General features: G+C 66.1%; 19 protein-coding genes, 1 tRNA gene and 2 pseudogenes. 15 read left to right on the forward strand and 7 right to left on the reverse strand.

The genetic code is table 11. From position 1 onward, the window contains the following. From AC4D2W_RS00125 to AC4D2W_RS00155, 7 genes are all read left to right on the forward strand, one after another. Positions 1-882, forward strand: coding sequence for a segregation and condensation protein A (locus AC4D2W_RS00125; protein ID WP_490924908.1), 882 nt, complete (start codon positions 1-3; stop codon positions 880-882). Continuing rightward, complete coding sequence (scpB, locus tag AC4D2W_RS00130) at positions 860-1,591, forward strand: SMC-Scp complex subunit ScpB (protein WP_490924909.1); 732 nt, start codon at positions 860-862, stop codon at positions 1,589-1,591. The genes AC4D2W_RS00125 and scpB overlap by 23 nt, the downstream gene beginning before the upstream one ends. A gap of 23 nt (positions 1,592-1,614) precedes the next feature. Further along, on the forward strand, positions 1,615-2,886 hold the full coding sequence (locus tag AC4D2W_RS00135) for a pseudouridine synthase (RefSeq protein WP_490924910.1): 1,272 nt from the start codon (positions 1,615-1,617) through the stop codon (positions 2,884-2,886). 3 nt (positions 2,887-2,889) lie between these two features. Then, a complete protein-coding gene (locus AC4D2W_RS00140; RefSeq protein WP_490924911.1) occupies positions 2,890-3,999 on the forward strand; it encodes a prephenate dehydrogenase in 1,110 nt (369 codons plus the stop codon). Continuing rightward, complete coding sequence (gene cmk / locus AC4D2W_RS00145; RefSeq protein WP_490924912.1) at positions 3,996-4,697, forward strand: (d)CMP kinase; 702 nt, start codon at positions 3,996-3,998, stop codon at positions 4,695-4,697. Before AC4D2W_RS00140 ends, cmk begins: the two co-directional genes overlap by 4 nt. Before the next feature lie 188 nt (positions 4,698-4,885). Beyond that, positions 4,886-6,439 (forward strand): ribosome biogenesis GTPase Der, encoded by a 1,554-nt coding sequence (gene der, locus AC4D2W_RS00150; RefSeq protein ID WP_490924913.1) that lies wholly within the window; start codon positions 4,886-4,888, stop codon positions 6,437-6,439. Between the two features lie 115 nt (positions 6,440-6,554). After that, positions 6,555-6,628 (forward strand) — tRNA-Pro (locus AC4D2W_RS00155). Positions 6,629-6,691: 63 nt separating this feature from the next. Here AC4D2W_RS00155 and AC4D2W_RS00160 read toward each other — a convergent pair. Continuing rightward, entirely contained in the window at positions 6,692-7,333 is a 642-nt protein-coding gene (locus AC4D2W_RS00160; RefSeq protein WP_490924914.1) for a hypothetical protein, read from the reverse strand. 63 nt (positions 7,334-7,396) lie between these two features. Further along, complete coding sequence (locus AC4D2W_RS00165; protein ID WP_490924915.1) at positions 7,397-7,978, reverse strand: small multidrug efflux protein; 582 nt, start codon at positions 7,976-7,978, stop codon at positions 7,397-7,399. A 225-nt stretch (positions 7,979-8,203) separates the two neighbouring features. Between AC4D2W_RS00165 and AC4D2W_RS00170 the strand changes: the two genes are divergently transcribed. Together AC4D2W_RS00170 and AC4D2W_RS00175 are read left to right on the forward strand one after the other, a co-directional pair. Next, on the forward strand, positions 8,204-11,002 hold the full coding sequence (locus tag AC4D2W_RS00170; RefSeq protein WP_490924916.1) for an ATP-binding protein: 2,799 nt from the start codon (positions 8,204-8,206) through the stop codon (positions 11,000-11,002). Positions 11,003-11,014: 12 nt separating this feature from the next. After that, positions 11,015-12,094 (forward strand): PQQ-dependent sugar dehydrogenase, encoded by a 1,080-nt coding sequence (locus AC4D2W_RS00175; protein WP_490924917.1) that lies wholly within the window; start codon positions 11,015-11,017, stop codon positions 12,092-12,094. Positions 12,095-12,119: 25 nt separating this feature from the next. Here AC4D2W_RS00175 and AC4D2W_RS00180 read toward each other — a convergent pair. The 4 genes and pseudogenes from AC4D2W_RS00180 to AC4D2W_RS00195 all read right to left on the reverse strand — a co-directional run bounded on the left by AC4D2W_RS00180 (position 12,120) and on the right by AC4D2W_RS00195 (position 14,403). Then, positions 12,120-12,514 (reverse strand): annotated as a pseudogene (locus AC4D2W_RS00180) (VOC family protein). Beyond that, a pseudogene (locus AC4D2W_RS00185) lies at positions 12,488-12,625 on the reverse strand (helix-turn-helix domain-containing protein); the annotation flags it as partial. The pseudogenes AC4D2W_RS00180 and AC4D2W_RS00185, both read right to left, overlap by 27 nt. A 105-nt stretch (positions 12,626-12,730) precedes the next feature. Next, the gene (locus AC4D2W_RS00190; protein ID WP_490924918.1) at positions 12,731-13,900 is read right to left on the reverse strand and encodes an oxidoreductase; all 1,170 of its coding nucleotides are present in this window, start codon (positions 13,898-13,900) and stop codon (positions 12,731-12,733) included. Continuing rightward, positions 13,897-14,403 (reverse strand): nuclear transport factor 2 family protein, encoded by a 507-nt coding sequence (locus AC4D2W_RS00195; protein WP_490924919.1) that lies wholly within the window; start codon positions 14,401-14,403, stop codon positions 13,897-13,899. Before AC4D2W_RS00195 ends, AC4D2W_RS00190 begins: the two co-directional genes overlap by 4 nt. A gap of 94 nt (positions 14,404-14,497) precedes the next feature. On the opposite strand from AC4D2W_RS00195, the gene AC4D2W_RS00200 reads away from it, so the two are divergent. The 5 genes from AC4D2W_RS00200 (at position 14,498) to AC4D2W_RS00220 (ending at position 18,469) form a co-directional block, all read left to right on the forward strand. Further along, entirely contained in the window at positions 14,498-15,292 is a 795-nt protein-coding gene (locus tag AC4D2W_RS00200; RefSeq protein ID WP_490924920.1) for an SDR family NAD(P)-dependent oxidoreductase, read from the forward strand. A gap of 562 nt (positions 15,293-15,854) precedes the next feature. Next, entirely contained in the window at positions 15,855-16,319 is a 465-nt protein-coding gene (locus AC4D2W_RS00205) for an FHA domain-containing protein (protein WP_490924921.1), read from the forward strand. A gap of 69 nt (positions 16,320-16,388) precedes the next feature. After that, positions 16,389-17,159 (forward strand): transcriptional regulator FtsR, encoded by a 771-nt coding sequence (ftsR, locus tag AC4D2W_RS00210; RefSeq protein WP_490924922.1) that lies wholly within the window; start codon positions 16,389-16,391, stop codon positions 17,157-17,159. 5 nt (positions 17,160-17,164) lie between these two features. Continuing rightward, a complete protein-coding gene (locus tag AC4D2W_RS00215; protein ID WP_490924923.1) occupies positions 17,165-17,665 on the forward strand; it encodes a bifunctional nuclease family protein in 501 nt (166 codons plus the stop codon). A gap of 216 nt (positions 17,666-17,881) precedes the next feature. After that, the gene (locus AC4D2W_RS00220) at positions 17,882-18,469 is read left to right on the forward strand and encodes a MerR family transcriptional regulator (RefSeq protein WP_490924924.1); all 588 of its coding nucleotides are present in this window, start codon (positions 17,882-17,884) and stop codon (positions 18,467-18,469) included. Between the two features lie 117 nt (positions 18,470-18,586). Here AC4D2W_RS00220 and AC4D2W_RS00225 read toward each other — a convergent pair whose 3' ends face one another. Continuing rightward, positions 18,587-19,417, reverse strand: coding sequence for a ParA family protein (locus AC4D2W_RS00225; RefSeq protein WP_490924925.1), 831 nt, complete (start codon positions 19,415-19,417; stop codon positions 18,587-18,589). Positions 19,418-19,666: 249 nt separating this feature from the next. Between AC4D2W_RS00225 and AC4D2W_RS00230 the strand changes: the two genes are divergently transcribed. Continuing rightward, on the forward strand, positions 19,667-23,071 hold the full coding sequence (locus AC4D2W_RS00230; RefSeq protein ID WP_490924926.1) for a pyruvate carboxylase: 3,405 nt from the start codon (positions 19,667-19,669) through the stop codon (positions 23,069-23,071). The last annotated feature ends 16 nt before the right edge of the window (positions 23,072-23,087 follow it).

Raw genomic sequence — 23,087 nt, forward strand, 5'->3', positions numbered from 1 at the left:
GTGGCAGCAGGCATTGTGGATTCCGCGGCAACGGAACCAGCCACCCCGGCCGTCCGCGGCTTCCGGGTCCGGCTGGAGAACTTCAGCGGACCGTTCGACGTCCTCCTGGGACTGATCTCCAAGCATGAACTGGACATCACCGAAATAGCCCTCGCCGCCGTCACGGACGACTTCATCGGCTACATCCGCGCCCTCGGCAACGAAGAGCAGGCCTGGGCACTGGATGAAGCCAGCGAGTTCCTTGTTATCGCCGCTACCCTGCTGGACCTGAAAGCAGCCCGCCTGCTGCCGGCCGGGAACGTGGAGGACGCTGAAGACGTAGCTGTGCTGGAAGCCCGCGACCTTCTGTTCGCCCGGCTCCTTCAGTACCGCGCGTTCAAGGAGATTGCCGGCCTCCTGGACAGCAGGCTCCGGGATGAAGCGGACCGCTTTCCGCGGCAGGTGAGCCTTGAACCGCATTTTGCGGCCATGCTCCCGGACTTGATCTGGCGCACCGGCCCGCAGGATTTCGCGGCTCTGGCCACCAAGGCGCTCACTCCGCGGGATCCTGCCCCCGCCACGGTGGGCCTGACGCATCTGCATGCGCCGAAGGTCAGCGTGCGGGAGCAGACGGACATCATTGCCCGCCGCCTCATGGCAGCGGGACAGCTGACCTTCACCGCGCTGGTGGACGACGCCGGCAGCTCGGTTGCGGTGGCCCGGTTCCTGGCGCTGCTGGAACTGTTCCGGGACGCGGCCGTGTCCTTCGACCAGCCCGATCCGCTGGGCGAACTGGTGATTCTGTGGTCCGCGTCACCCGGGACCTGGCCGGCCGCCGGGGGAGCGGGCAAGATTACTGAGAGCAATCCCTTGGAGAGACATGCAGCAGAATCCGTTGGCTGAACCGGAGCTTCCGGAACTTCCTGCCGGGCGCGGACAGGATTCCGAACCCGCCGCCGAAGCAGAAGCCGAAGCAGAAGCTGAAGCAGGACCTTTGCCGGAAACAGCCGCAGCCGAAGCGGCCGCCGACCTCCGGGCAGCGGTGGAAGCGGTGCTCATGGTGGTTGACGAACCGGTCACGCCCGAGGAGCTTGCCGCGGTCCTGGAGGTTGCGGTGCCGGTGGTGCAGGCGGTCCTCACGGAACTGCAGCGTGAGTATGACGGTTATACTGGGGGAGGACCCGGTGGCACAGTACGTAGTTTCACTTCAATGCGAGGTTTTGAACTGCGGGATGTGGCCGGCGGCTGGCGGATCTACTCCCGCGCCGAGTTTGCACCCGTGGTCTCGAAGTTCGTCCTGGGCGGCCAGAGTGCTCGTCTGACTCAGGCTGCACTGGAAACCCTGGCAGTGATTGCCTACCGGCAACCTGTATCCAGGGCGCGGGTCTCTGCCATCCGGGGTGTCAATGTTGACTCCGTTATGCGAACCCTGGTTCAGCGCGGACTCATTGACGACGCCGGTGTGGAAGCCGAGACCGGATCAATGACGTACCGGACCACGCCGTATTTCCTGGAACGGCTGGGGCTGGGCCACCTGAACGAACTTCCGCGGCTCGCACCGCACCTGCCCGGGCTGGAAAACCTGGCTGAATTTGAAGACACTACTTACTAACCGCTACACCCGAAGGACTTTTAATGACACAGGCACCCCGCTCCGGATCAGGCCGTAACAACCCGCGCAGCGGCGGGGGAGCAGCCGGCGGCAAGTCCTTCGGCAAGGGCTCCAAGCCCGCCGGCTCCCGCACCGGCGCACCCCGCGGCGGCCGCTCCGCCCAGCGCGATCCCGGCATGAGCGCCGGCGAATTCCGCGCCAACGGCTACCGCCCCCGCGAAGAATCGGCTGAGAACCGTCCCGAAAAGTTCCGCTCAGCGGCCTCACGGGCTTTTGACGGCAAGGGATCCGGCGCAGCCAAGGGAGCCTCCAAGGGCTCCGGCGAGTCCCGGCCTGCCGGCTCCGGCCAGTTCAAGCCCGAAGGCTACAAGGCCGGTGCGCCCAAGGCCGCCAAGCCGTACGGCACCAAGGGCGGCGCTTCCCGCACCGGAGGCCCGCAGGCCGGCCAGCGCAAGAGCGGCGACCGAGCGTTCCGCAACGAGCGTTTCGGCCAGAACCTGGGCACTGTCAAGCGCACCACCACCCGCCGTCCGGCGAAGCCCGTCATCTCGGATCATCACGATCCCGAGGGCGTCCGCCTGCAGAAGGTCATGGCCCAGGCAGGCGTGGCATCGCGCCGCGTCTGCGAAGACATGATCCGCGAAGGACGCGTGGAGGTCGACGGCGAAGTTGTCACCGAGGTAGGCGTCCGCGTGGACCCCTCCCAGGTTGCCATCCATGTGGACGGCATGCGCCTGCAGCTGGACGAACACCTGAAGTACTACGTCTTCAACAAGCCCAGCGGCGTGGTCTGCACCATGGATGACCCCGAGGGCCGTCCGTGCATCAGCGACTTCCTCAAGAGCACCAACAAGCACGAGCGCCTGTTCCATGTGGGCCGCCTGGACACCAACACCGAGGGCCTGCTGCTGCTGACCAACGACGGCGAGCTGGCCAACCGCCTGACCCACCCGTCCTACGAGGTTCCCAAGACCTACCTCGTGCAGGTCCGCGGGCCGATGGCGCACGGCGTCGGCGCCCAGATGCGTGAAGGCCTGGACCTCGAGGACGGCTTCGCGCAGGTTGACTCCTTCAAGCTGGTTGACTCCACTCCGGGCCACCTGCTCGTTGAGGTTGTGCTGCACTCGGGCCGCAACCGCATTGTCCGCCGCATGTTCGAGGCCGTCGGCCACCCGGTGGAGCGACTGGTCCGCACCCAGGTAGGCCCCATCCGCGTGGGCGACCAGCGCCAGGGCAGCATCCGCGTGCTCGGCCGCACGGAAGTTGGCCACCTGCTGGCCTCCGTAGGCCTCTAAGCAGTGGGCGCGGCACAGGGAACAGCTACGCACCTGTCCGGTCCCGTTCTCGTGATCGGCACCGGCCTGCTCGGCACCAGCATCGGGCTCGGGCTGCGGGCGCGCGGGGTGGACGTTGCACTGTCGGACATCTCGCCGTCGACGGCGGCCGTGGCCCGGGACATCGGCGCCGGCCGCCTGCTGGAAACGGTGGAGGAAGGCTTTGCCCCCGAACTGGTCGTTGTTGCCGCGCCTCCGGACGTCACCGCGGCTCTTGCCGCGCAGGCGCTGAAGGACTGGCCCGGCGCCGTCGTCGTCGACATTGCCAGCGTCAAGGGTGCGGTGCTCGCGGATCTGCGTGCCTCCGGCGAGGACCTGAGCCGCTACGTGGGCACCCATCCCATGGCGGGCCGGGAGAAGTCCGGGCCCGTTGCCGCGCTGGGTGAGCTGTTCACCTCCATGCCGTGGGTCATCTGTGCTGCGGCCGAGAGCTCACCCGCGGCGGTCAAAAGCGCCGAGGCGCTGGCGATTGACCTGGGTGCCGTGGTCTCACGGATGAGCGCCGAGGATCATGACCAGTCCGTGGCGCTGGTCTCGCACCTGCCGCAGGTCATGTCCTCGCTGGTGGCCAGCCGTCTGCAGGACACCCCCGGCCAGGCCATGGCCCTGGCCGGAAACGGGCTGCGGGACGTGACCCGGATTGCCGCCAGCGACCCCAAGCTGTGGGTGCAGATCCTCTCCGGCAACGCTCCGCGGCTGGTGGAAATCCTCTACGGCGTCCGCGATGACCTGAACCGCCTGATCTCCACGCTGGAAAATCCGGTGGCCGACGGTGCCCGGCTGGACATGGCGCAGCTGATTTCCGAAGGCAACACCGGGCAGGCCCGCATTCCGGGCAAGCACGGAGCGCCGCCGCAGTCCTTTGTGTCCTTCACCGTCCTGGTGGATGACACGCCGGGACAGATTGCCCGGCTGCTGACGGAGATTGGCGAGATCGGCGTGAACCTGGAAGACCTGCGGCTGGAGCATTCCTCCGGCCAGCAGGTGGGCCGGGCGGAAATCTCCGTCCTGCCGAGCCGGGTGCACAACTTGGTACATGAATTAAGCGCCCGCGGGTGGAAGGTAGTGCAGTGAGTGTAGAACGTAATCCGGCCGAGTTCCGGCTGGGAAAGCCCCTTGTCGTGGCCATTGACGGCCCGTCCGGATCCGGCAAATCCAGCATCAGCAGGGAAGCCGCACGCCGGCTCCGTGCGGCGTACCTCGACACCGGGGCCATGTACCGCGCAGTAACGCTGTACTGCATGGAAGCCGGCATCGACCTGACGGACGCCGCCGCCGTTGAGGCCGCCGCGCGCGCCGCGGACATCGACCTAAGCACCTCTCCCGACGCCGAGTGGGTCCGCGTCAGCGGCCGCGACGTCACGGATGCCATCCGCGAACCCAACGTGTCCTCCTCCGTCAGCGCCGTCGCCACCACGCTGGGGGCACGGGCCGAACTGGTCCGCCGCCAGCAGCAGATGATCGCCGATTCAGGCCTGCGGATCGTGGCCGAGGGCCGGGACATCACCACCGTCGTCGCGCCCCGGGCCGAAGTGCGGATCCTGCTCACAGCCTCCGAAGAAGCCCGCCTGCGACGGCGCGGCGTCCAGCTGGGCGGCACGCAGAGCGCGGCGCAGCTCAAGGAACAGGTCCTCACGCGCGATGCCAAGGACTCCACGGTGGTCAATTTCCAGCAGGCCGCCGACGGCGTAGTCACCATCGATTCCTCCGATCTGGACTTTGAACAGACCGTCCAGGCGGTGCTCGACGTCGTGTACACCAGCACGCACTAGGACCAACACCACACACCAAGCAGCCGTGCACCGGCAGGGCCCAAATGCCCTGCCGGTGCCGCGCGTGTTTCAATGGACTGGTGGAACTGCGGTGTTAATACCCGCGGAACCCACATACACTTACCGGGCTGAACGTCCGGAGACGGCCTGCTTGCAGTGCTGCAGACCTCAACGGAAAGAAAGCAAAAATGACTAATTCCTCATACTCCGGCGCTGCCGGCGACGAGACTGGCCAGGAAGAATACGTTCCGGCCGGAGAGGACCAGGTAAACGAACGCCTGGCCAATATGGACGACGCCGAGACCGAACTGCGCGCGGAAACCCTGCGCGCCGGCCTGTCCGACTATGAACTTGATGAAGAAGACGCCGCGCTGCTTGAGGGCGGCTTCGAGGAATACGACGACGACGCACCCCTGCGCCAGGATCCCGTCGTTGCCATCGTGGGCCGCCCGAACGTGGGCAAGTCCACGCTGGTGAACCGTATCCTGGGCCGCCGCGAAGCCGTGGTGGAAGACACCCCCGGTGTGACCCGTGACCGCGTGTCATACCCCGCCACCTGGAACGGCGTGAACTTCACGCTGGTGGACACCGGCGGCTGGGAGCACGACGCGCGCGGCATCCATGCCCGTGTGGCCGGACAGGCCGAAGTGGCCGTCGACGTCGCCGATGCCGTCCTGCTGGTAGTGGACGCCACCGTTGGCATCACCGCCACCGACGAAGCCGTGGTGCGGATGCTCCGCGGCAAGGGCAAGCCCGTCATCGTCGTCGCCAACAAGGTGGACGACATCCAGAACGAAGCCGACGCCGCCCAGCTCTGGGGCCTCGGTTTCGGCGAGCCGTACCCCGTTTCGGCACTGCACGGCCGCGGCACCGGTGACATGCTGGACGCCATGATGGAGGTCCTTCCGGAGTACTCCGCCTACGGTGGACTGGACAAGACCGGCGGCCCGCGCCGCATCGCGCTGATTGGCCGCCCGAACGTGGGCAAGTCCTCGCTGCTGAACAAGCTGGCCGGTACCGAGCGCGTGGTCGTTGATGACACCGCCGGCACCACCCGCGACCCGGTGGATGAGCTCATCGAGCTTGGCGGACGCACCTGGCGCTTCGTGGATACCGCCGGTATCCGCCGCCGCCAGCACATGGCCCAGGGCGCCGACTTCTACGCTTCGCTGCGTACCCAGTCCGCGCTGGAAAAGGCCGAGGTTGCCGTGGTCCTTCTGGCCGTGGACGAAGTCCTCAGCGAACAGGACGTCCGCATCCTGCAGCTCGCCATCGAGTCCGGCCGCGCCCTGGTGCTGGCCTTCAACAAGTGGGACCTGCTGGACGACGAGCGACGCCGCTACCTGCAGATCGAGATCGAGCGCGACCTGGCCCATGTGGAGTGGGCCCCGCACGTGAACATTTCGGCCATGACCGGCTGGCACAAGGACAAGCTTGTTCCCGCTTTGGATAAGGCACTGGAGAGCTGGGACAAGCGCATCCCCACCGGCAAGCTCAATGCCTTCCTTGGCGAGCTCGTGGCAGCCCACCCGCACCCGGTGCGCGGCGGCAAGCAGCCCCGTATCCTCTTCGGCACGCAGGCATCCTCACGCCCGCCGAAGTTTGTCCTCTTCACCACCGGATTCCTGGATCCGGGCTACCGCCGCTTCATCACCCGCCGCCTGCGTGAGACGTTCGGCTTCGAGGGAACTCCCATTGAAGTTAACATGCGCGTGCGCGAAAAGCGCGGCAAGAACCGCTAGCATTTGGGGCCCCGGATGCCTGTGTGGCCTCCGGGGCTTTCCCGATTCGGGAAATTCACCAATCATGGGGTAGAGTATTCGAGTTGCTTCGGCCGGAAATAAACCGGCAGAACAGCGGGTTGTGGCGCAGCTTGGTAGCGCACCTGACTGGGGGTCAGGGGGTCGCAGGTTCAAATCCTGTCAACCCGACAAATAGCCCGGCGGAACGAAAGTTCTGCCGGGCTTTTGTCGTTTAAAGTGCCGTAAAGCACCCTAGTCATCGCCTCCGAAAAAGCCGCCGTCAAGGATGCGGCTATATCGCAGACGGAGTGCGCGCTCTGTGCTCGCTGCGAGCGTTGCCAGGACAAGCCCGATGTTCGCTGTAGCCGGAAGGGTGAAGGGGCTGTAAAACGTGCCCACGTTCTCCGCGATGGGTGGGAACAGCGTGATCTGTTCGACGGCCTGGGGCACGCCCAGCACGAGGGCAAGCAAGAGGACAATCAGCGACGCGGTGCCCAAGCCACGGCTCAGCGCCGGGTTGGTTTGCTGCAGGCGGGCACGCCGGCCTTCGGCTGAGGCGGGATCGGGTACCAGTTGCTGCTCTGTTCCGTCGGACCTCACGTAGTGGCAGCGTTTGAGCCCGTAACCGCTGACCTCAACCTCGATGGTGCCGCCGGGCACCGGGAACGCGGCAGGGAGTGAAGACCGGGCTCGATTGACGCCGTTGCGGTAGAGCCGTACATACGCCTCTCCATCCTCGTCACCCCCATGCCGGACATCGACGGACCAGGTCTCCGCCTTGCCGCCCTCGCCGGAGAGGTACAGGTGCAGCAGGGAACGGGTGAACAGCTGCCACCAGCGGAAGCTCGGAAGCGCATGCCCGTCTCCGGACTTCACCGTCTTGTAAGGTGCCATTGAAGTTTCCTTCTCGGTGTTGTGTTGCCCGGACCCGGGGCTGTCCAGGCGGGCAGCGGGAGCTCAGACCCCGACGACGAAGGTGAGTGCCGCCCAGATCGACACAGTGGCTACGGTGGTCCAGATGATGATCGCCACAGCCTGCCACAGCAACACCCAGCCTCGAGAGGTTCCTCCGGCGATAAGGATCGCGGAAGTGAACTGGGTCGGGATCGCGAGGGGGCCAAGGATGCTTGCGCCGGGCACGCCAAAGCGGATGAGCCACGTCTTGAAACGCTGCTGGCCCTTAGTCTCGTGCCTGGCCGGTGCCGGGTCTTCGAAAACAGCAGCTCCTGAGGAACCGGTGGAACCCGGGACAAGCGCGGGGCTTCGGAGCGCAGCTCGGTCCCTGCTCCGCTTGACGACGGCCGTGCGGGTCCGCGATGTCACCAGCACCACGATAAGCACGCACAAGAAGTTGCCGGCGGCGGCCGCAACACCTGCAACAATCGGGTTGAGCCCGCCGACCATGCCGATCAAGGAGGCTCCTTCGCCCTCAATGAACGGAACGGCCCCGGCAAACATCACAACAAAGGGCCGGATGATCTCGGGCACTTGGCCCGCAAGCTCCTGAAAGTTAACAACCAGTTCCTGGACGGGATTCATGGCTTTGATTTCCTCTCTTACGCGGGTGCCGGTTCGAGTGACAACGGGTCAGTCCCCAATTGACGCCGTGGCCCGCAATGCGGCTGTGTCTTCAGAATGCTGCGCGCTATGACGCCGACACATCGGTAAGCCTTCCTGCATGTCCCCGGCCCATACCTACCCACGTGGGGTCGACCGATTTCGTTTGCCTAGGTGAGAATTGCCTAATAGGCTTCCGGGCATGCTTTGAAGGGAGCGTCACCGGTGGACTTCCTGGGCCGGCAGGCCGAGCGCGCAGCTATCGACAACCTCATCTCACGGGCCCGAGCCGGGGAGAGCGGGGTGATCCTGGTGCGCGGAGAAGCCGGTATTGGAAAGACAATGCTTCTTGAGTACGCCCGGGGGATGGCGGAATCCTCAGGGTTCCGAGTGCAGTCCTTGGTCGGAGTGGAGTCCGAGACACAGTTCGCCTTCGCGGGACTGCACCAGTTGTGTGCGCCGCTGCTTGACCGGCTGGAGGCCCTGCCCGAACCGCAGCAGGCCGCTCTGGGCGTGGCACTGGGGCAGCAAAGCGGCGGCGTGCCGGACCGTTTCCTCGTTGGGCTGGCTACTCTTCACCTGTTGGCAGAGGTCGCCGAGGAAGGCCCCCTTTTGTGCCTTGTCGATGATGCGCAGTGGCTGGACGAGGCCTCCGCCCAAGTCCTCAGCTTCGTCGCGCGGCGGATGGCGGCGGAAGGGATAGTGCTGGTGTTTGCTCTGCGGGACCCCGCCGACCGGGACGCTCACTGGTTCGACGGTTTGTCCGTTGTGTGTCTGCGCGGGCTCGAGGAGGTCGACGCACGGGCGTTGCTGGCCACAGCGGTCCACACACCGCTGGACGAGGGAATGCGCGACCGCATTGTCGCGGAGGCACGTGGTAACCCCCTCGCACTGGTGGAGCTGGCCCGCAGTGCGCCGGCGCCATGGGTGACCGGAGGATTCGAGCTGCCGGAGGTGCCGGGCACCGTACACCGCATCGAGGAGACATTTCGGCGCCGCGTAGCAGACCTGCCTGCGCAGTCGCGGCTGCTGCTGTTGGTTGCCGCGGTCGATCCGACCGGAGAGACGGCCCTGCTGTGGCGGGCGGCCACGCACCTGGGGATCGCCTCCGAGTGGGCAGCGCCAGCTGAAGCCTCCGGGCTCCTGGAGATCGGCAGCCAGGTACAGTTCCGGCATCCGTTGGTGCGTTCGGCTGTGCTTCGAGGAGCCGCCCCGCATGAGCGCCGCCGGGCGCACGGTGCGCTGGCCGCGGCCATCGATGCCGATGTCAACCCCGACCGCCGCGCCTGGCACCGCTCTCAAACGGTGCTGGGTACCGATGAGGGCGCCGCCGTGGAGTTGATTCGCTCCGCCGGCCGGGCACACGCCCGTGGCGGATTGGCTGTCTCCGCGGCCTTCTTGGAGCAGGCGGCCAAGCTGACCCCCGACCCCGCCGCCCGTGCATGCCGGGCGCTTGAAGCCGCCCATGCCAAACATGAGGCCGGTGCCTCCGCGGACGCCTTGGAACTGCTGGCGGTCGCTGCGGCCGGGCCGCTCGACGACGTGCAACAGGCTCAGCTCGGACTGCTGCGCGCCCGGATCTCGTTCCACCTCGCGCGGGACGGCGAAGGGCAGGCCATGCTGCTGGAAGCTGCCAAGTGCCTCGCCCCGCTGGACCCGGAGCTGTCCCGGGAGACCTACCTGGGTGCGCTGGATGCTGCGATTGTCACCGGCAACTCCCGCAGCGGCCGCGGCGTACCGACAGTGACCGAGGCTGCCCGGACCGCGCCGCCCCCAACGGGGCCGCCGAGGCCGGCGGATCTGTTGCTCGCCGGGCTCGTGACGATGTTCACGGAGGGGTACTCAACCGGCTTGCCCGGACTGCGGCGTGCGTTGGCCGCATTTGCCGACCACGAGAGCGAGGCCGGCCACGAGCCGGACATTCATGGGGTGAGCGTAACCGACGGGGTGAGCGAGACCCATCGCCGCCGCTGGGGATGGCTCGCCTGCCGAACCGCCATGGCGGTCTTCGACGATGAGATGCTCCACACCCTGGCCGCCCGGCCGGTCCAGCTGGTCCGTGATTCCGGCGCCCTGGCCGCACTCCCACGCGCACTTCTCGGCCAGTCCGTTATGTTGGTGCTCTCCGGTGAGTTCGACCGGGCCGAGGAGCAGGTGGCGATCGTGGCCGCGACCAGGGCGGCACCCTTGCTCCATGCGCAGCTTTTCCTGTCCGCCTGGCGCGGCCGTCCGGACGAGACCGCCGAGGTATACGCGGCCATTGCCGCGCATGCATCCGGCAATGCGAAGGCCACAGAGGTGACCCTGGCACAGTACGCAATGGCGGTGCAGCACAACGGTATGGGCGACTACCCGGCGGCTCAGGTGGCGGCAACCCGGGCGTTCGAGTCAGAGGCGTCGAGGTTCAACAACCTGGCCCATCCCGAACTTATCGAAGCGGCGTGCCGTGCCGGGCAACCGGAGTTGGCCGCCGAGGCGCTGGAAGAGCTCACCTCGCGGGCCCGCGCCAGCGGCACTCCCTGGGGGCTCGGCCTGGCGGCGCGTTCCCGGGCGCTGACCAGCACGGGGCCAGCCGCCGAGGAGCATTACCGTGAGGCGATTGAGCAGCTTGCGCGCTGCCGCATGGTCACTCATCTGGCCCGCACCCACCTCGTCTACGGTGAGTGGCTTCGCCGCGAGGGTCGTAGGCAGGACGCGCGGGAACAGCTTCGCGCCGCGCACGGGATGCTGCTGGACATGGGCGCGGAGGCGTTCGCCGCGCGTGCCGCACGTGAACTGCGCGCCACCGGCGAGCACCCGCGCAGGCGGACCGCTCAGCCCACCGATGTCCTCACAGCCCATGAGCTGCACATCGCCCGCCTGGTGGCTACCGGAGCCACCTCGCGGGAAGTCGGTACACAGTTGTTTCTCAGCCCCCGCACGATCGAGGCCCATCTGCGGAGCATCTTCCGCAAACTGGACATCAATTCCCGCCGGCAGCTCCGGGAGCTGTCTCTTCCCCGGTGATCGGAGAGCGGCATGCCAGGTAAAGCACGTCTTGCGGTGGCCTCTGCAGTTGTGGGTCTGGCAGCGACCGGGTGCACTGCCCCACCCGCTGAGGAGACCGGCGCCGCGGTGGGGACCGCATCCGTGGAGACCATTGCCACCGGACTCGATGCCCCGTGGTCCATCGCCTTCCACGAAGGGACCCCGCTGGTCAGCGAACGTGATTCCGCGCGGATTGTGGAACTCAACGACGACGGCGAGGGCCGGGAGGCAGGCATCATTGAAAGCGCCGCCAACGGGACAGAAAGCGGGGGAGGAGCGACGGGAGAGGGCGGTCTCCTCGGCATTGCCGCTCAGGACGATTACCTCTACACGTATTTCACCACCGGCGGGGAGAACCGGATCGAGCGCCGCGAACTCTCAGGCGCCGTCGGTTCGCTGGTCCTCGGCTTGCCGGAGATCATTGTGGACGGCATCGAGGCCGGACCCATCCACAACGGAGGACGTCTCGCGTTCGGCCCGGACGGGATGCTCTACGCCACCACTGGAGACGCCGGCAACCGTGGGAACGCCCAGGACACATCCTCCCTGTCCGGGAAAATCCTGCGGATGACTCCCGACGGCGAGGTGCCCGAGGACAACCCGTTCCCCGGGTCGCTGGTTTACAGTTACGGACACCGCAATCCGCAGGGCATCGGCTGGGACACGGACGGCGTCCTCTATGCGAGTGAGTTCGGGCAGAACACCTGGGATGAGCTCAACGTGATTGAGCCCGGCGGCAATTATGGCTGGCCGGAGGTTGAAGGTATTGCAGGAGTGGAGGGGTTTATCGATCCGGTGCAGCAATGGGAGCCGGCGGATGCCAGTCCCAGCGGCATCGCCGTCGTCGGAGACTCCGTCTATGTTGCCAATCTGCGCGGAGAGCGGCTTCGGGAGGTTCCGCAAGCTGATCCGGACACCGCCACCGTGTATCTGGCCGGGGAGTACGGGCGGCTGCGCGACGTCGTTGGTGCCCCTGACGGGAGCCTGTGGGTGCTCACGAACAACACCGACGGACGGGGCAGCCCGGTACCCGGAGATGACCGGATCCTTCGTATCAGTGTTTCCGACTGAGTCTTACGACCGGCGGATTGGAGCTTCAGACTGACTGGTTGATGCGGATGAGGTTGCCGCCGGATCGCGGAAGGCGCAGCCCCGGACTCCGTAGTCCTGATCGATCGGTTCCGGGACGACGTCCGCTCCGGCGGCTTCCATCCGTGCGAAGAGCCCGTCCAGATCCCCGGAGGCCAGTGTCACCGACGCGTAGACGCCCTTGGCGATCAGTTCCAGGATGGTACGGCGTTCCTCGTCGGTGATCCCCGGATCAACCGCCGGCGGTTGCAGGACAATCGAGGTTTCCGGATGTCCGGCAGGACCGACGGTAATCCACCGCATGTCCTCGTAGCCGACGTCGTTGCGGACCTCGAAGCCAAGGATGTCGCGGTAGAAGCCCAGGGCAGCTTCCGCAGCGGAAGAATGGTCACGGCGGCACACGCTCGGCGGCACTCCGGCCAGTTCAGTGAACCGTGTGCTGAAGGTGCGCGGGGACGAGTAACCCACCGCACAACAGATGTCCGTCACGCTGAGGTCTCCGCGCCGCAGCAACCCGGCGGATGGCGGCAATGCCGCGCAGCTGCCTGACGCCGAAGACATCCACCAAGCTGGTTTTCGCCGGTGCCCAGGAGTCGAGGGCACCGTGTCCTGGACAGGTTACAGCAGCGCTGACTCGTGCAGGTTGTAGTCGTACTGGGGCAGCGGCTCGCCGGCCCTGAGCGTGCGGACCACAGCAGCGTCGGCAAGGTGCAGGCGGCCGATTCCAATCAGGTCAAACTCGTCCGCTGCCAGGCGGCGCAGCAGGTCTGAGCGGTTGTCGAGGGTGGGGTTGCCGCTGCTGCGCCGGTCCTTGAGGGCCGAACCGATGCCAACGCTGCCCACCGCCATGGCAGATGCACCGGTGAGCTGCTTTGCCCACCCGGCCAGCCCCAGGTTGCTGCCCTCGAAGGCAGGGTCCTGGAATCGCCGTGCGCTGGCATCCAACACGTCCACACCGGCCGTCACGAGCGGGCGCAGGAGGGCGCCCAGCTCTTCCGGGGTGTCGGCAAGGCGTGCGCTGAAGTCCTGCTGCTTGTGCTGGGAAAAGCGGAAGAAGATGGGCAGGTCCGCACCGATTTCCGCGCGAATGGCCCGGACCACTGCTGCCGGAAACGCGGCGCGGCGTTCAGCGTCTCCACCCCATTCGTCATCTCGGCGGTTGGTATCCGCCCACAGGAAGGAATCCAGGAGGTAACCGTGTCCGCCGTGCAGGGCGACGCCGTCGAACCCTGCCTCGACCGCGCCCCGGGCGGCAGTCCGGTAGGCCTCGATGACAGCCTCCATGTCCGCCGTCGTCATGGCCCGGGTCAGCGGTGCAGAGGCGCGCACCAGGTCCGCGGAGTAGTTGGTGATGCCCGGAGTGCCCCACAAACCGGAGGGACGCATGGGCGTCACGTCACTGCCGCCGCCCATTGCGCCCCACAGGGGGCCAACATGCCACAGCTGCGGAATGATGCGGCCGCCTGCGTCGTGCACGCTGTCCACGACGCGGCGCCAGCCGGCCAGGGCCCGGGCGCCGAACATGCGGGGCACCGACGCGTGGTCAACGGCTGCGGGATGGTCGATGGCCACACCCTCGGTGAGGATGAGGCCCGTCCCGCCTTCCGCGCGGCGGCGGTAATACTGAGCCACGTCCGGGCCGGGAACTCCGCCGGGGGAGTAGGCGCGGGTCATCGGCGACATGACAACCCGGTTGCGCAGCTGAAGCGACCTGATGGAGAAGCTGCGGAAAAGCGGATCTGCCTCGCGCGCGTCGAGCTTCTCGGCGGAGCCCGGAGCCGCGGTCACAGGGTCACGCTCCGGGCACCGGCCAGCAGCGCGCGGGACGCAGTCCGGCCGTCCAGCAGCGAGTTGGTCCGGGCCGTGACTTTCCAGCCGGCGTCGGTGCGTGCCAGCTCCCACCGGTTGGCGGCGAGGCGGAACACGTAATACCCGGGGTCCTCCCCGTCACGGTGCCGGACCAGCATTGAGTAGCCGGTGGCGACGGCGGTGTCTGCGTCCACCCGGATGTCCGGGATGCCCATGAAGTGGCTTGAGCCTCCCGTAATGATCTCCTGATGGGAGGGGCCCTCGACCATGGTGCGGAAGTCATCGGCTCCGGTCAGCGTGCGCTCGCCGTCGCCGTAGCTGAACGTGTAGCTTCCGTCCTCAGTCCACAGCCCGGCCACCTCTTCGGCACTGCCGGAATCCACGGCGGGACCATAGGCGGCGAGCACACCCAGAATCTCTCGGTGGTCTTCAAGCCGTTGGATACGGTCGCGCAGCTCGGTGATCTCGGTCAGTGGACTCATCAGTTGTTCCCCTTCGGTTCCCTTTAGCGTATTCAACATCACTGATGACTCAAGATGCAAACAAGCGCTTGATCGGTACGAAGGGAACTGTGGAATGAGCGGATTCGAGAAGTACGGGCCTTGGGCATTGATCGCCGGCGGATCGGAGGGCGTGGGCGCAGCCCTGGCCCACCGCCTGGCCGAGCAGGGACTGAACGTGGCGATCGTTGCCCGCAAGCCCGGGCCCCTCGCAGAGGTGGCGGAATCGGTCCGCTCCGCCTATGACGTGGAGGTCCTGGCCATCGAGCAGGACCTGCTGGCCCCCGGCGCCGTCGCCGCGATCGCCGGACAGCTGGGAGACCGTGAAGTGGGCCTGCTGGTGTCCAACGCCGGTGCCAACACCTACGGCGGCGAGATTGTGACGTCCGACGCCGAGCGCGCCCAGATGGTCATTGACCTGAACATCACCGTGACCCTGGAACTCATCCGGCGTTTCGGGGCGCCGATGCAGGAGCGGCAGCGCGGCGGCATCCTGCTCACCGGATCCCTCAGCGGCTTCGCCGGCACCGCCGGGATCGGCTTCTACTCCGCAGCCAAGGCTTTTGTCCACAATCTTGCCGAGGCACTGTGGGTGGAGATGCGCCCGTACGGCGTCGACGTCCTGGAACTTTGCCTGGGACTGACCCGCACGCCCGCAATGGAACGCCTCGGTTTCTCCTTCGATGCGCCCGGCGTGCGTGCCTCTGATCCGGACACCGTGGCGCGTGAAGGGCTGGAACACCTCGCGGACGGACCCAGCTGGATCGTGGAGGGGTTTGCCGGGGATGCCGAGGCCCGCTCCGCCTTTCCCCGCCGTCCCGTTGTGGAGGCAGCCAACGCCCATTACCGCTCGCCGGCACCGGTGGCCTGATTCCCGCCGGGATTCCGCCGCGTGTGCGGGCCGGGCGGCCTCCCGGCCGGGATATTCGGAGACGGGCACACCGGGGATTTATTCCGGATATTCCTCTCTGAAGCATCCGGACGGCGGACCAAGCATCATTTTTCTTCGCACCGGACTGCCGGTGTTCAAGCCTTCGGAAGTTGCGGGCAGTGCAGGCCAGGGAATGCTGCTGGTCCTGGCTGTAAGGGACCTTGACCACGAGCACGAGCACGAGCACGAGCGTCTGGCGTCTGGCGTCAGCCGGCGTCGAAGTCGTGACCGCTCCCGAGCCGGAGGGCTGGGGGCAGCGGTTCGCACAGTACCGGACCCGAACGGCCTCATTGTGCATATGGTCCAGTGGGTGTGAACCCGGTGTGCGTCCTCCACATGTCGTCGCACGTCGCTCCGCAAACTGCGCGTAAAACGCTCAGTGCCGTGAAAGCCCTCCAGCAGGTAGGCTAGGACAGCCGGTACGGCGAGATTTGTCAGCAGGAACTGTGCGGCCAGCCAGTATGTGAGTGGTTGGCCGCATCTTTTGGGGAGGATAAAGGACATGGCGCGCGAGGACTACAACGCCGGACAGACCGAAGATCGGCGTGAGCTGGGTGCCGAGGACACTACATCCATCAGTCTGCCGCCTCAGACCGATACGACGTCGGTGGAGCCCAAACTCAGCATGGATGAGCGTGCGGCGGTGGCTGCGCTGCCTGCCGGGTCAGCGCTGCTGATCGCCCATTCAGGCCCCAACAGCGGTGCGCGGTTCCTTTTGGACCAGGACGTCACCACTGCAGGCCGTCATCCGAATGCTGATGTCTTCCTCGATGACGTGACGGTGTCCCGCAAGCATGTGGAGTTCCGCCGGTCCCCTGAAGGGTTCCGTGTGGTGGATGCCATGAGCCTGAACGGCACCTACGTAAATAATGACCGGGTGGACACACTGTTGCTGCGGACGGGCAACGAGGTTCAGATTGGAAAGTTCCGGCTCACCTTTTACGCAGCCCGGCCCACCGCCAGCTAAGCATCAACAAAACACGGCGGAGGAAATCCCGCCGCATGTCCAGGGAACACTGAGGGAATAGGTACAAGCATGTCAGCATCACAGCCCATCAGGCGGACCCTGGGAACGGGGAACGAGCGCCTGCGCGGCCGTGTGCTCAATATCGGAGAAGTCCTGAGCGATCTCAGCACGGACTTCCCGGGAATCAGCGCCTCCAAGATCAGGTTTTTGGAGGAAAAAGGACTGGTCACGCCGCAGCGGACGGCAGCGGGATACCGCAAATACACCACCGCCGACGTCGAACGGCTGCGCTTTGTGCTGGCACTGCAGCGGGACCAATACCTCCCGCTGAAGGTCATCAAGGATTACCTTGACGCCATTGACCGGGGCGAGCGTCCGGAATCCCTGCCCGGGGGCATGTCGCTGACCCCGCGGGCCGTGTCCGAACAGCTGGCCGGGGAATTGTCCGCCCGGACGTTTGCCCGGGGTCTGACCTTCAATGAGCTTGTCCGCGAATCAGGCGCTTCGGCGGATCTGGTGCGCAACCTCGCCGAGTACGGCCTGATCACGGCGCCCGAGAGCGGTGCGGACCCCGCCGTCTATGACGAACATGCGCTGAAAGTTGCCAAGGCCTGCGCAAAACTCCAGGCCCACGGCATAGAACCCCGCCACCTGCGTCCCTTCCGGGCAGCCGCGGATCGCGAACTCGGCCTGGTGGAAAGCGTGGTGGCACCGCTGGCCTCGCGACGCGACGTTGCGTCCAAGGCACGGGCGGCGGAAACAGCCCGGGAAATCAGCGATCTCTGCCTGAACCTGCACAGTGCGCTGGTGAACGGACATATTGCACGAATGGAAGGCTGAGGAATATGCGTGAAGTCGAAGTTGTCGGCGTCCGGATTGAACTGCCCTCCAACCAGCCGCTGGTGCTGCTCAAGGAAATCAACGGGGAGCGGCACCTGCCCATCTGGATTGGCGCACCTGAGGCCAGTGCCATTGCCTTCGTCCAGCAGGGGATCGTCCCCCCGCGCCCGATGACCCATGACCTGCTGGCCTCGGTGGTGCTTGCCCTGGGCCGGACCGTGCAGGAGGTCCGCCTGGTGAGTGTCGAGGACACGGTCTTCTATGCGGAACTCGTATTCGACAACGGCGTCACTGTGAGTTCCCGGGCTTCCGACGCCATAGCGGTGGCCCTGCGGGCTCCCTGCCCCATCTTCTGCGCCGACGCGGTGCTGGACGAAGCAGGCGTGCGGATCGCGGAGGCTGAGGACGGCGAAGACGACGAAGCGGAAACGGAAAATGCGGAACAGGAAATGCGGCAGTTCCGCGAGTTCCTCGCCGATGTTGAACCCGAGGACTTCGAGCGCTGAGCCCGACACGCCTTCAGAAAAAGCGCCTGCATCTTTGACCTTGGACCTGGTCAGATCTAACGTCGAAGCATAGAGAGTTCCCACTGCACGGAGCTCCGCCATTCCTCTCCTCGGGTTCTTCCCCTCAGAGGTCCCGCGGGGCACACTGAAGGTAGTCGTTCCCGACACCCAGGTCCCGTGCCCACCCCCCCCGGGAACCGCTACAAGGAGGCACAAGTGAGTCCGAAAGGCGATGCCGGCGAGCATGTCCACGCCGTTGCGCCGGGTAAGGTTCCCGGAGCCCAGGGCTTGCTGTTCACTGAGGATCTGCCCGTTCTCGACGAGGACGCCGGCTACCGCGGTCCAACAGCCTGCAAAGCAGCGGGAATCACCTACCGCCAGCTGGACTACTGGGCGCGCACCGGACTGGTGGAACCCGCCGTCCGCGGCGCCTCCGGCTCCGGAACCCAGCGTCTGTACGGCTTCCGCGACATCTTGGTGCTGAAGGTCGTCAAACGTCTTCTGGACACCGGCGTTTCGCTGCAGCAGATCCGAACCGCTGTTGAGCACCTGCGGGAGCGCGGCGTGGAGGACCTGGCCCAGATCACGCTCATGAGCGACGGTGCCAGCGTCTACGAATGTACGTCCGCAGACGAAGTCATCGACCTCGTTCAGGGCGGTCAGGGAGTGTTCGGCATCGCCGTCGGGCGTGTGTGGCGAGAAGTTGAGGGGAGCCTGGCTCAGCTGCCCAGCGAACATGTCAGCGAGCATGAGTTTCCCGGTGACGAACTAAGCCAGCGACGGAACGCCCGCAAGATCAGCTAGTCCCGGCTCCGGTTTCACCCGCGCAACGGCACCCGGCCGCGGCACTGGCTGTTAGCACTGCCCCTTCGTTTAGGGCATTCGCAGTACGAGAAGCAGCCGCGCGTATCGGTCCGCCGATCAGCCGGCGCGGCGTACGCGGTTGCTGCCGGTGTCCACGAGATTCTTGAGGAGCGCGTCGAAGGTGCCTGCCGCCTGGCGGGCGGACTCGCCGGGCCAGTGATGCACCGAGTGAGCCGCTCCCTGAATCTGCTGCCAGTTGGCCTGGTCCGCAACGATCGGGCTCATGAGCAGGCTTCCGAACATCTGCTTCATCTCCGCCAGCCGGAACGTGTGCTCGCTGGACGTCGAACGCACGCGGTTGGCAACAACCCCCGCCGTGGCAAGATTCGGGGCAAACTCTTTACGGAACAGCTCCAGGGCGCGCATGGTCCGCTCGGTCCCGGCCACTGAGAACAATGCAGGTTCAGCCACCAGCAGGACCTGGTTGCTTGCGGTCCAGGCCATGCGGGTGAGCCCGTTGAGGGACGGAGGGCAGTCGATGAGGACAAGCCCGTATCCGCTGACACCGGACAGGAGGGTGGCAAGGCGCCTCAGATCGCGCCGTCCCAGGTCCGGACGGTCATAGATGCCCGAATATGCCGATCCCATGGCAACGTCCAGAACAGGCCGGCGCCCGGGAATCGGATCCGCCGACCGCCGGTCGTTGGCCACCCAGCCGCTGGGAACCACATTGTCAGTCAGCTGGGTGCGGCGTGCCGCTTTGAGCATTTCGCCGATGCCGGGCTTGTGGGCAGCGCTCACGCCCAGGCCGGTGGTGGCGTCCGCATGAGGATCCAGGTCCACTACGAGGGTACGAATTCCTGCTGCCATTGCCGCCGAGGCCAGTCCGAGCGTCACCGAAGTCTTGCCCACCCCGCCCTTCAGGCTGCTGATGCTCACTACTTGCACTTCTTGAACCAAAACCTAACGTGTCTAGTGGATCACGAGCGGGGCCCCTGCGAGGCTGCCGTTTCATTCTATGTGACGCCCGGCCACTGCTTCGGCATGCAGTGGTTTTGCTCGGCCGCACGGAATAGGCACAATGATGGCAAGTGAGACAGGACACCCAAGGTGCCTGCAACGAATATAGTCTGAACTAGAATCCGAGGAGGGCGGCACTATGCCGCTGCCCCCACCCCGCAACGATGCAGGAGAGCAATGTTCTCGAAGATACTGGTAGCCAACCGCGGAGAAATCGCAATCCGTGCCTTCCGTGCCGCCTATGAGCTGGGCGCAAAAACGGTTGCAGTGTTCCCGCACGAGGACCGCAACTCCATTCACCGCCAGAAGGCTGACGAGGCGTATCTGATTGGCGAGGAAGGCCACCCCGTCCGCGCCTACCTGGATGTGGATGAGATCATCCGTGTCGCCAAGGAATCCGGCTGCGACGCAATCTACCCGGGTTACGGCTTCCTTTCGGAGAATCCGCAGCTGGCGCGGGCAGCCAAAGAAGCGGGCATCACCTTTGTGGGCCCCGCAGCGGACATCCTGGAACTTGCGGGGCACAAGGTCCATGCCATCAACGCTGCCCGGGAGGCCGGCATTCCGGTGCTGCGCTCCACCCAGCCGAGTTCGGACCCGGAGCAGCTGCTCCGTGAGGCAGAGGACATCGGTTTCCCCATTTTCGTCAAGGCCGTTGCCGGCGGCGGCGGCCGCGGCATGCGCCGGGTGGACACGGCCAAGGAACTTCCCGAGGCACTGAACGCCGCCATGCGTGAAGCTGACACCGCCTTCGGTGATCCCACTGTCTTCCTTGAACAGGCAGTTCTCCGGCCCCGTCATATTGAGGTGCAGATCCTGGCTGACGGCGAGGGCAACGTCATCCACCTGTTTGAGCGTGACTGCTCGCTGCAGCGCCGGCACCAGAAGGTCATTGAAATTGCTCCGGCCCCCAATTTGGACGAGAGCATCCGGCAGGCCCTGTACCGTGACGCCGTCAAATTCGCCAAGGCCCTGAAATACGAGAACGCCGGCACGGTGGAGTTCCTCGTGGACACCGTGGGGGAGCGCGCCGGACAGCACGTCTTCATCGAAATGAACCCGCGCATCCAGGTGGAGCACACGGTCACCGAGGAAATCACCGATGTGGATCTGGTCCAGTCGCAGCTGCGCATCGCAGCCGGGGAAACCCTCGATGACCTCGGCCTGCAGCAGGATGAGCTGCGGGTGCGCGGAGCCGCGCTGCAGTGCCGCATCACCACGGAAGACCCGTCCAACGGATTCCGCCCGGACGTCGGAAAGATCAGCGGTTACCGCTCCGCCGGCGGAGCCGGTGTGCGGCTCGACGGCGGCACGGTGTACGCCGGCGCCGACATCAGCCCGCACTTCGATTCCATGCTGGTGAAGCTGACCTGCCGCGGCCGCAACTACCCTGCTGCAGTCAACCGTGCCCGTCGCGCGCTGGCCGAATTCCGCATCCGCGGAGTTTCCACCAACATTTCCTTCCTCCAGGCCGTCCTGGACGATCCTGACTTTATTGCCGGAGACGTGGCTACCTCCTTCATCGAGGAGCGCCCCGAACTGCTCAATGCCCGCGGCTCCGCGGACCGCGGATCGCGGCTGCTGAACTGGCTGGCGGACACCACGGTGAACAAGCCCAACGGCGAGCTGCCAGTCCACATTGACCCGGCGGACAAACTGCCCGCGGACCTGCCCGAAGTCCGGCCCGGCTCCCGGCAGCGGCTGCAGGAACTGGGACCGGTTGGTTTCGCGGCCGAGCTCCGCGGCCAGCAGGCGCTGGCTGTAACCGACACCACCTTCCGGGACGCACACCAGTCCCTGCTGGCAACCCGGGTCCGCACGCGTGATCTGCTGGTTGCTGCGCCCGCCGTGGCTGCCCTGACCCCCGAACTGCTGTCGGTGGAGGCCTGGGGCGGAGCCACCTACGACGTCGCCCTGCGGTTCCTTGGTGAAGATCCCTGGGAGCGGCTTGGCTCGCTGCGCCGGGCGCTGCCCAATATCTGCATCCAGATGCTCCTGCGCGGCCGTAACACCGTGGGCTACACCCCGTACCCGGCGGAGGTAACCGAAGCCTTTGTGCAGGAGGCGACCGATGCCGGCGTCGACATCTTCCGGATCTTCGACGCCTTGAACGACGTCGAGCAGATGGAACCGGCCATCCGTGCCGTACGCGCCACGGGGACTGCAGTGGCCGAAGTGGCCCTGTGTTACACGGCTGACATGCTGAACCCGGAAGAAAAGCTCTACACGCTGGACTACTACCTGAACCTCGCCCAGCAGATGGTCGACGCCGGGGCCCACATCCTGGCGATCAAGGACATGGCCGGACTGCTGCGGCCTGCAGCCGCCGCCAAGTTGGTGGCCGCGCTGCGGGAACGGTTTGACCTGCCCGTGCACCTGCACACGCATGACACCGCCGGCGGTCAGCTGGCCACGCTGCTCGCCGCAGCCAACGTGGGCGTGGACGCCGTCGACGTTGCCAGCGCTCCGCTGGCCGGCACCACCAGCCAGCCTTCGGCGTCCTCCCTTGTCGCCGCGCTGGCACACACCGACCGAGACACCGGCCTCAGCCTGGAGGCCGTCAGCTCGCTGGAACCGTACTGGGAAGCGGTGCGCCGCGTCTACGCGCCGTTCGAATCCGGCCTGGCCGGACCCACCGGGCGGGTCTACCAGCACGAGATCCCGGGCGGGCAGCTCTCCAACCTCCGGCAGCAGGCCATTGCCCTGGGCCTGGGCGAGAAGTTCGAAGCCATTGAGGACATGTACACCGCCGCTGACCGCATCCTGGGCCGCCTGGTCAAGGTCACGCCGTCGTCCAAGGTTGTCGGAGACCTTGCCCTGGCGCTGGTGGGCACCAAGGTGTCACCGGCGGACTTCGAGGAGAACCCGCAGAATTACGACATCCCGGATTCCGTCATCGGGTTCCTCAGCGGCGAGCTGGGCAACCCGCCCGGCGGATGGCCCGAGCCGTTCCGGACCAAGGCCCTGCAGGGACGCACCATCAAGGTGCGCGACGTCGAACTCACCGAGGTTGACCGGGACGGCCTGGCCGGGGACTCGTCCACGCGCCGCGAAACCCTGAACCGCCTCCTGTTCCCCGGACCGGCCAAGGAATTCGCCATGGTGCGTGAAACCTACGGCGACGTCTCAGTCCTGGACACGCGCGATTACCTCTACGGGCTGCAGCGCGGCTCGGAGCACGTGGTTGAACTGGAAAAGGGCGTGCGCCTGATTGCCACCCTTGAAGCAGTGAGCGAGCCCGATGAAAGAGGCATGCGCTCTGTCATGACCACCCTCAACGGCCAAATGCGGACCGTGCTGGTCCGCGACCGCAACGTGCAGTCCTCGGTCAAGGTTGCCGAGCAGGCTGATCCGGCCAACGCCGGACACGTGGCGGCTCCGTTTGCCGGCGCGGTGACCGTTACGGTCAAGGAAGGCGATTCGGTCACGGCCGGACAAACCGTGGCCACCATCGAGGCCATGAAGATGGAAGCCTCCATCACGGCTCCCGTTGCAGGCACCGTCTCCCGGCTGGCGATCTCCGCCGTCGAACAGGTGCAGGGCGGGGATCTCCTCGTGGTGATCGACCCCCAGGCAGAATAGGCGCAGCATATAGACC

The sequence above is a fragment of the Arthrobacter sp. TJ-58 genome (assembly GCF_058269295.1).

What these genes read in the sequence shown, in the direction of transcription:
- scpB (WP_490924909.1), top strand. Translation starts at nt 860, where the DNA reads ATGCAGCAGAATCCGTTGGCTGAACCGGAGCTTCCGGAACTTCCTGCC.
- AC4D2W_RS00135 (WP_490924910.1), top strand. Translation starts at nt 1,615, where the DNA reads ATGACACAGGCACCCCGCTCCGGATCAGGCCGTAACAACCCGCGCAGC.
- der (WP_490924913.1), top strand. Translation starts at nt 4,886, where the DNA reads ATGACTAATTCCTCATACTCCGGCGCTGCCGGCGACGAGACTGGCCAG.
- AC4D2W_RS00160 (WP_490924914.1), bottom strand. Translation starts at nt 7,333, where the DNA reads ATGGCACCTTACAAGACGGTGAAGTCCGGAGACGGGCATGCGCTTCCG.
- AC4D2W_RS00165 (WP_490924915.1), bottom strand. Translation starts at nt 7,978, where the DNA reads ATGAATCCCGTCCAGGAACTGGTTGTTAACTTTCAGGAGCTTGCGGGC.
- AC4D2W_RS00175 (WP_490924917.1), top strand. Translation starts at nt 11,015, where the DNA reads ATGCCAGGTAAAGCACGTCTTGCGGTGGCCTCTGCAGTTGTGGGTCTG.
- AC4D2W_RS00195 (WP_490924919.1), bottom strand. Translation starts at nt 14,403, where the DNA reads ATGAGTCCACTGACCGAGATCACCGAGCTGCGCGACCGTATCCAACGG.
- AC4D2W_RS00200 (WP_490924920.1), top strand. Translation starts at nt 14,498, where the DNA reads ATGAGCGGATTCGAGAAGTACGGGCCTTGGGCATTGATCGCCGGCGGA.
- AC4D2W_RS00205 (WP_490924921.1), top strand. Translation starts at nt 15,855, where the DNA reads ATGGCGCGCGAGGACTACAACGCCGGACAGACCGAAGATCGGCGTGAG.
- ftsR (WP_490924922.1), top strand. Translation starts at nt 16,389, where the DNA reads ATGTCAGCATCACAGCCCATCAGGCGGACCCTGGGAACGGGGAACGAG.
- AC4D2W_RS00215 (WP_490924923.1), top strand. Translation starts at nt 17,165, where the DNA reads ATGCGTGAAGTCGAAGTTGTCGGCGTCCGGATTGAACTGCCCTCCAAC.
- AC4D2W_RS00230 (WP_490924926.1), top strand. Translation starts at nt 19,667, where the DNA reads ATGTTCTCGAAGATACTGGTAGCCAACCGCGGAGAAATCGCAATCCGT.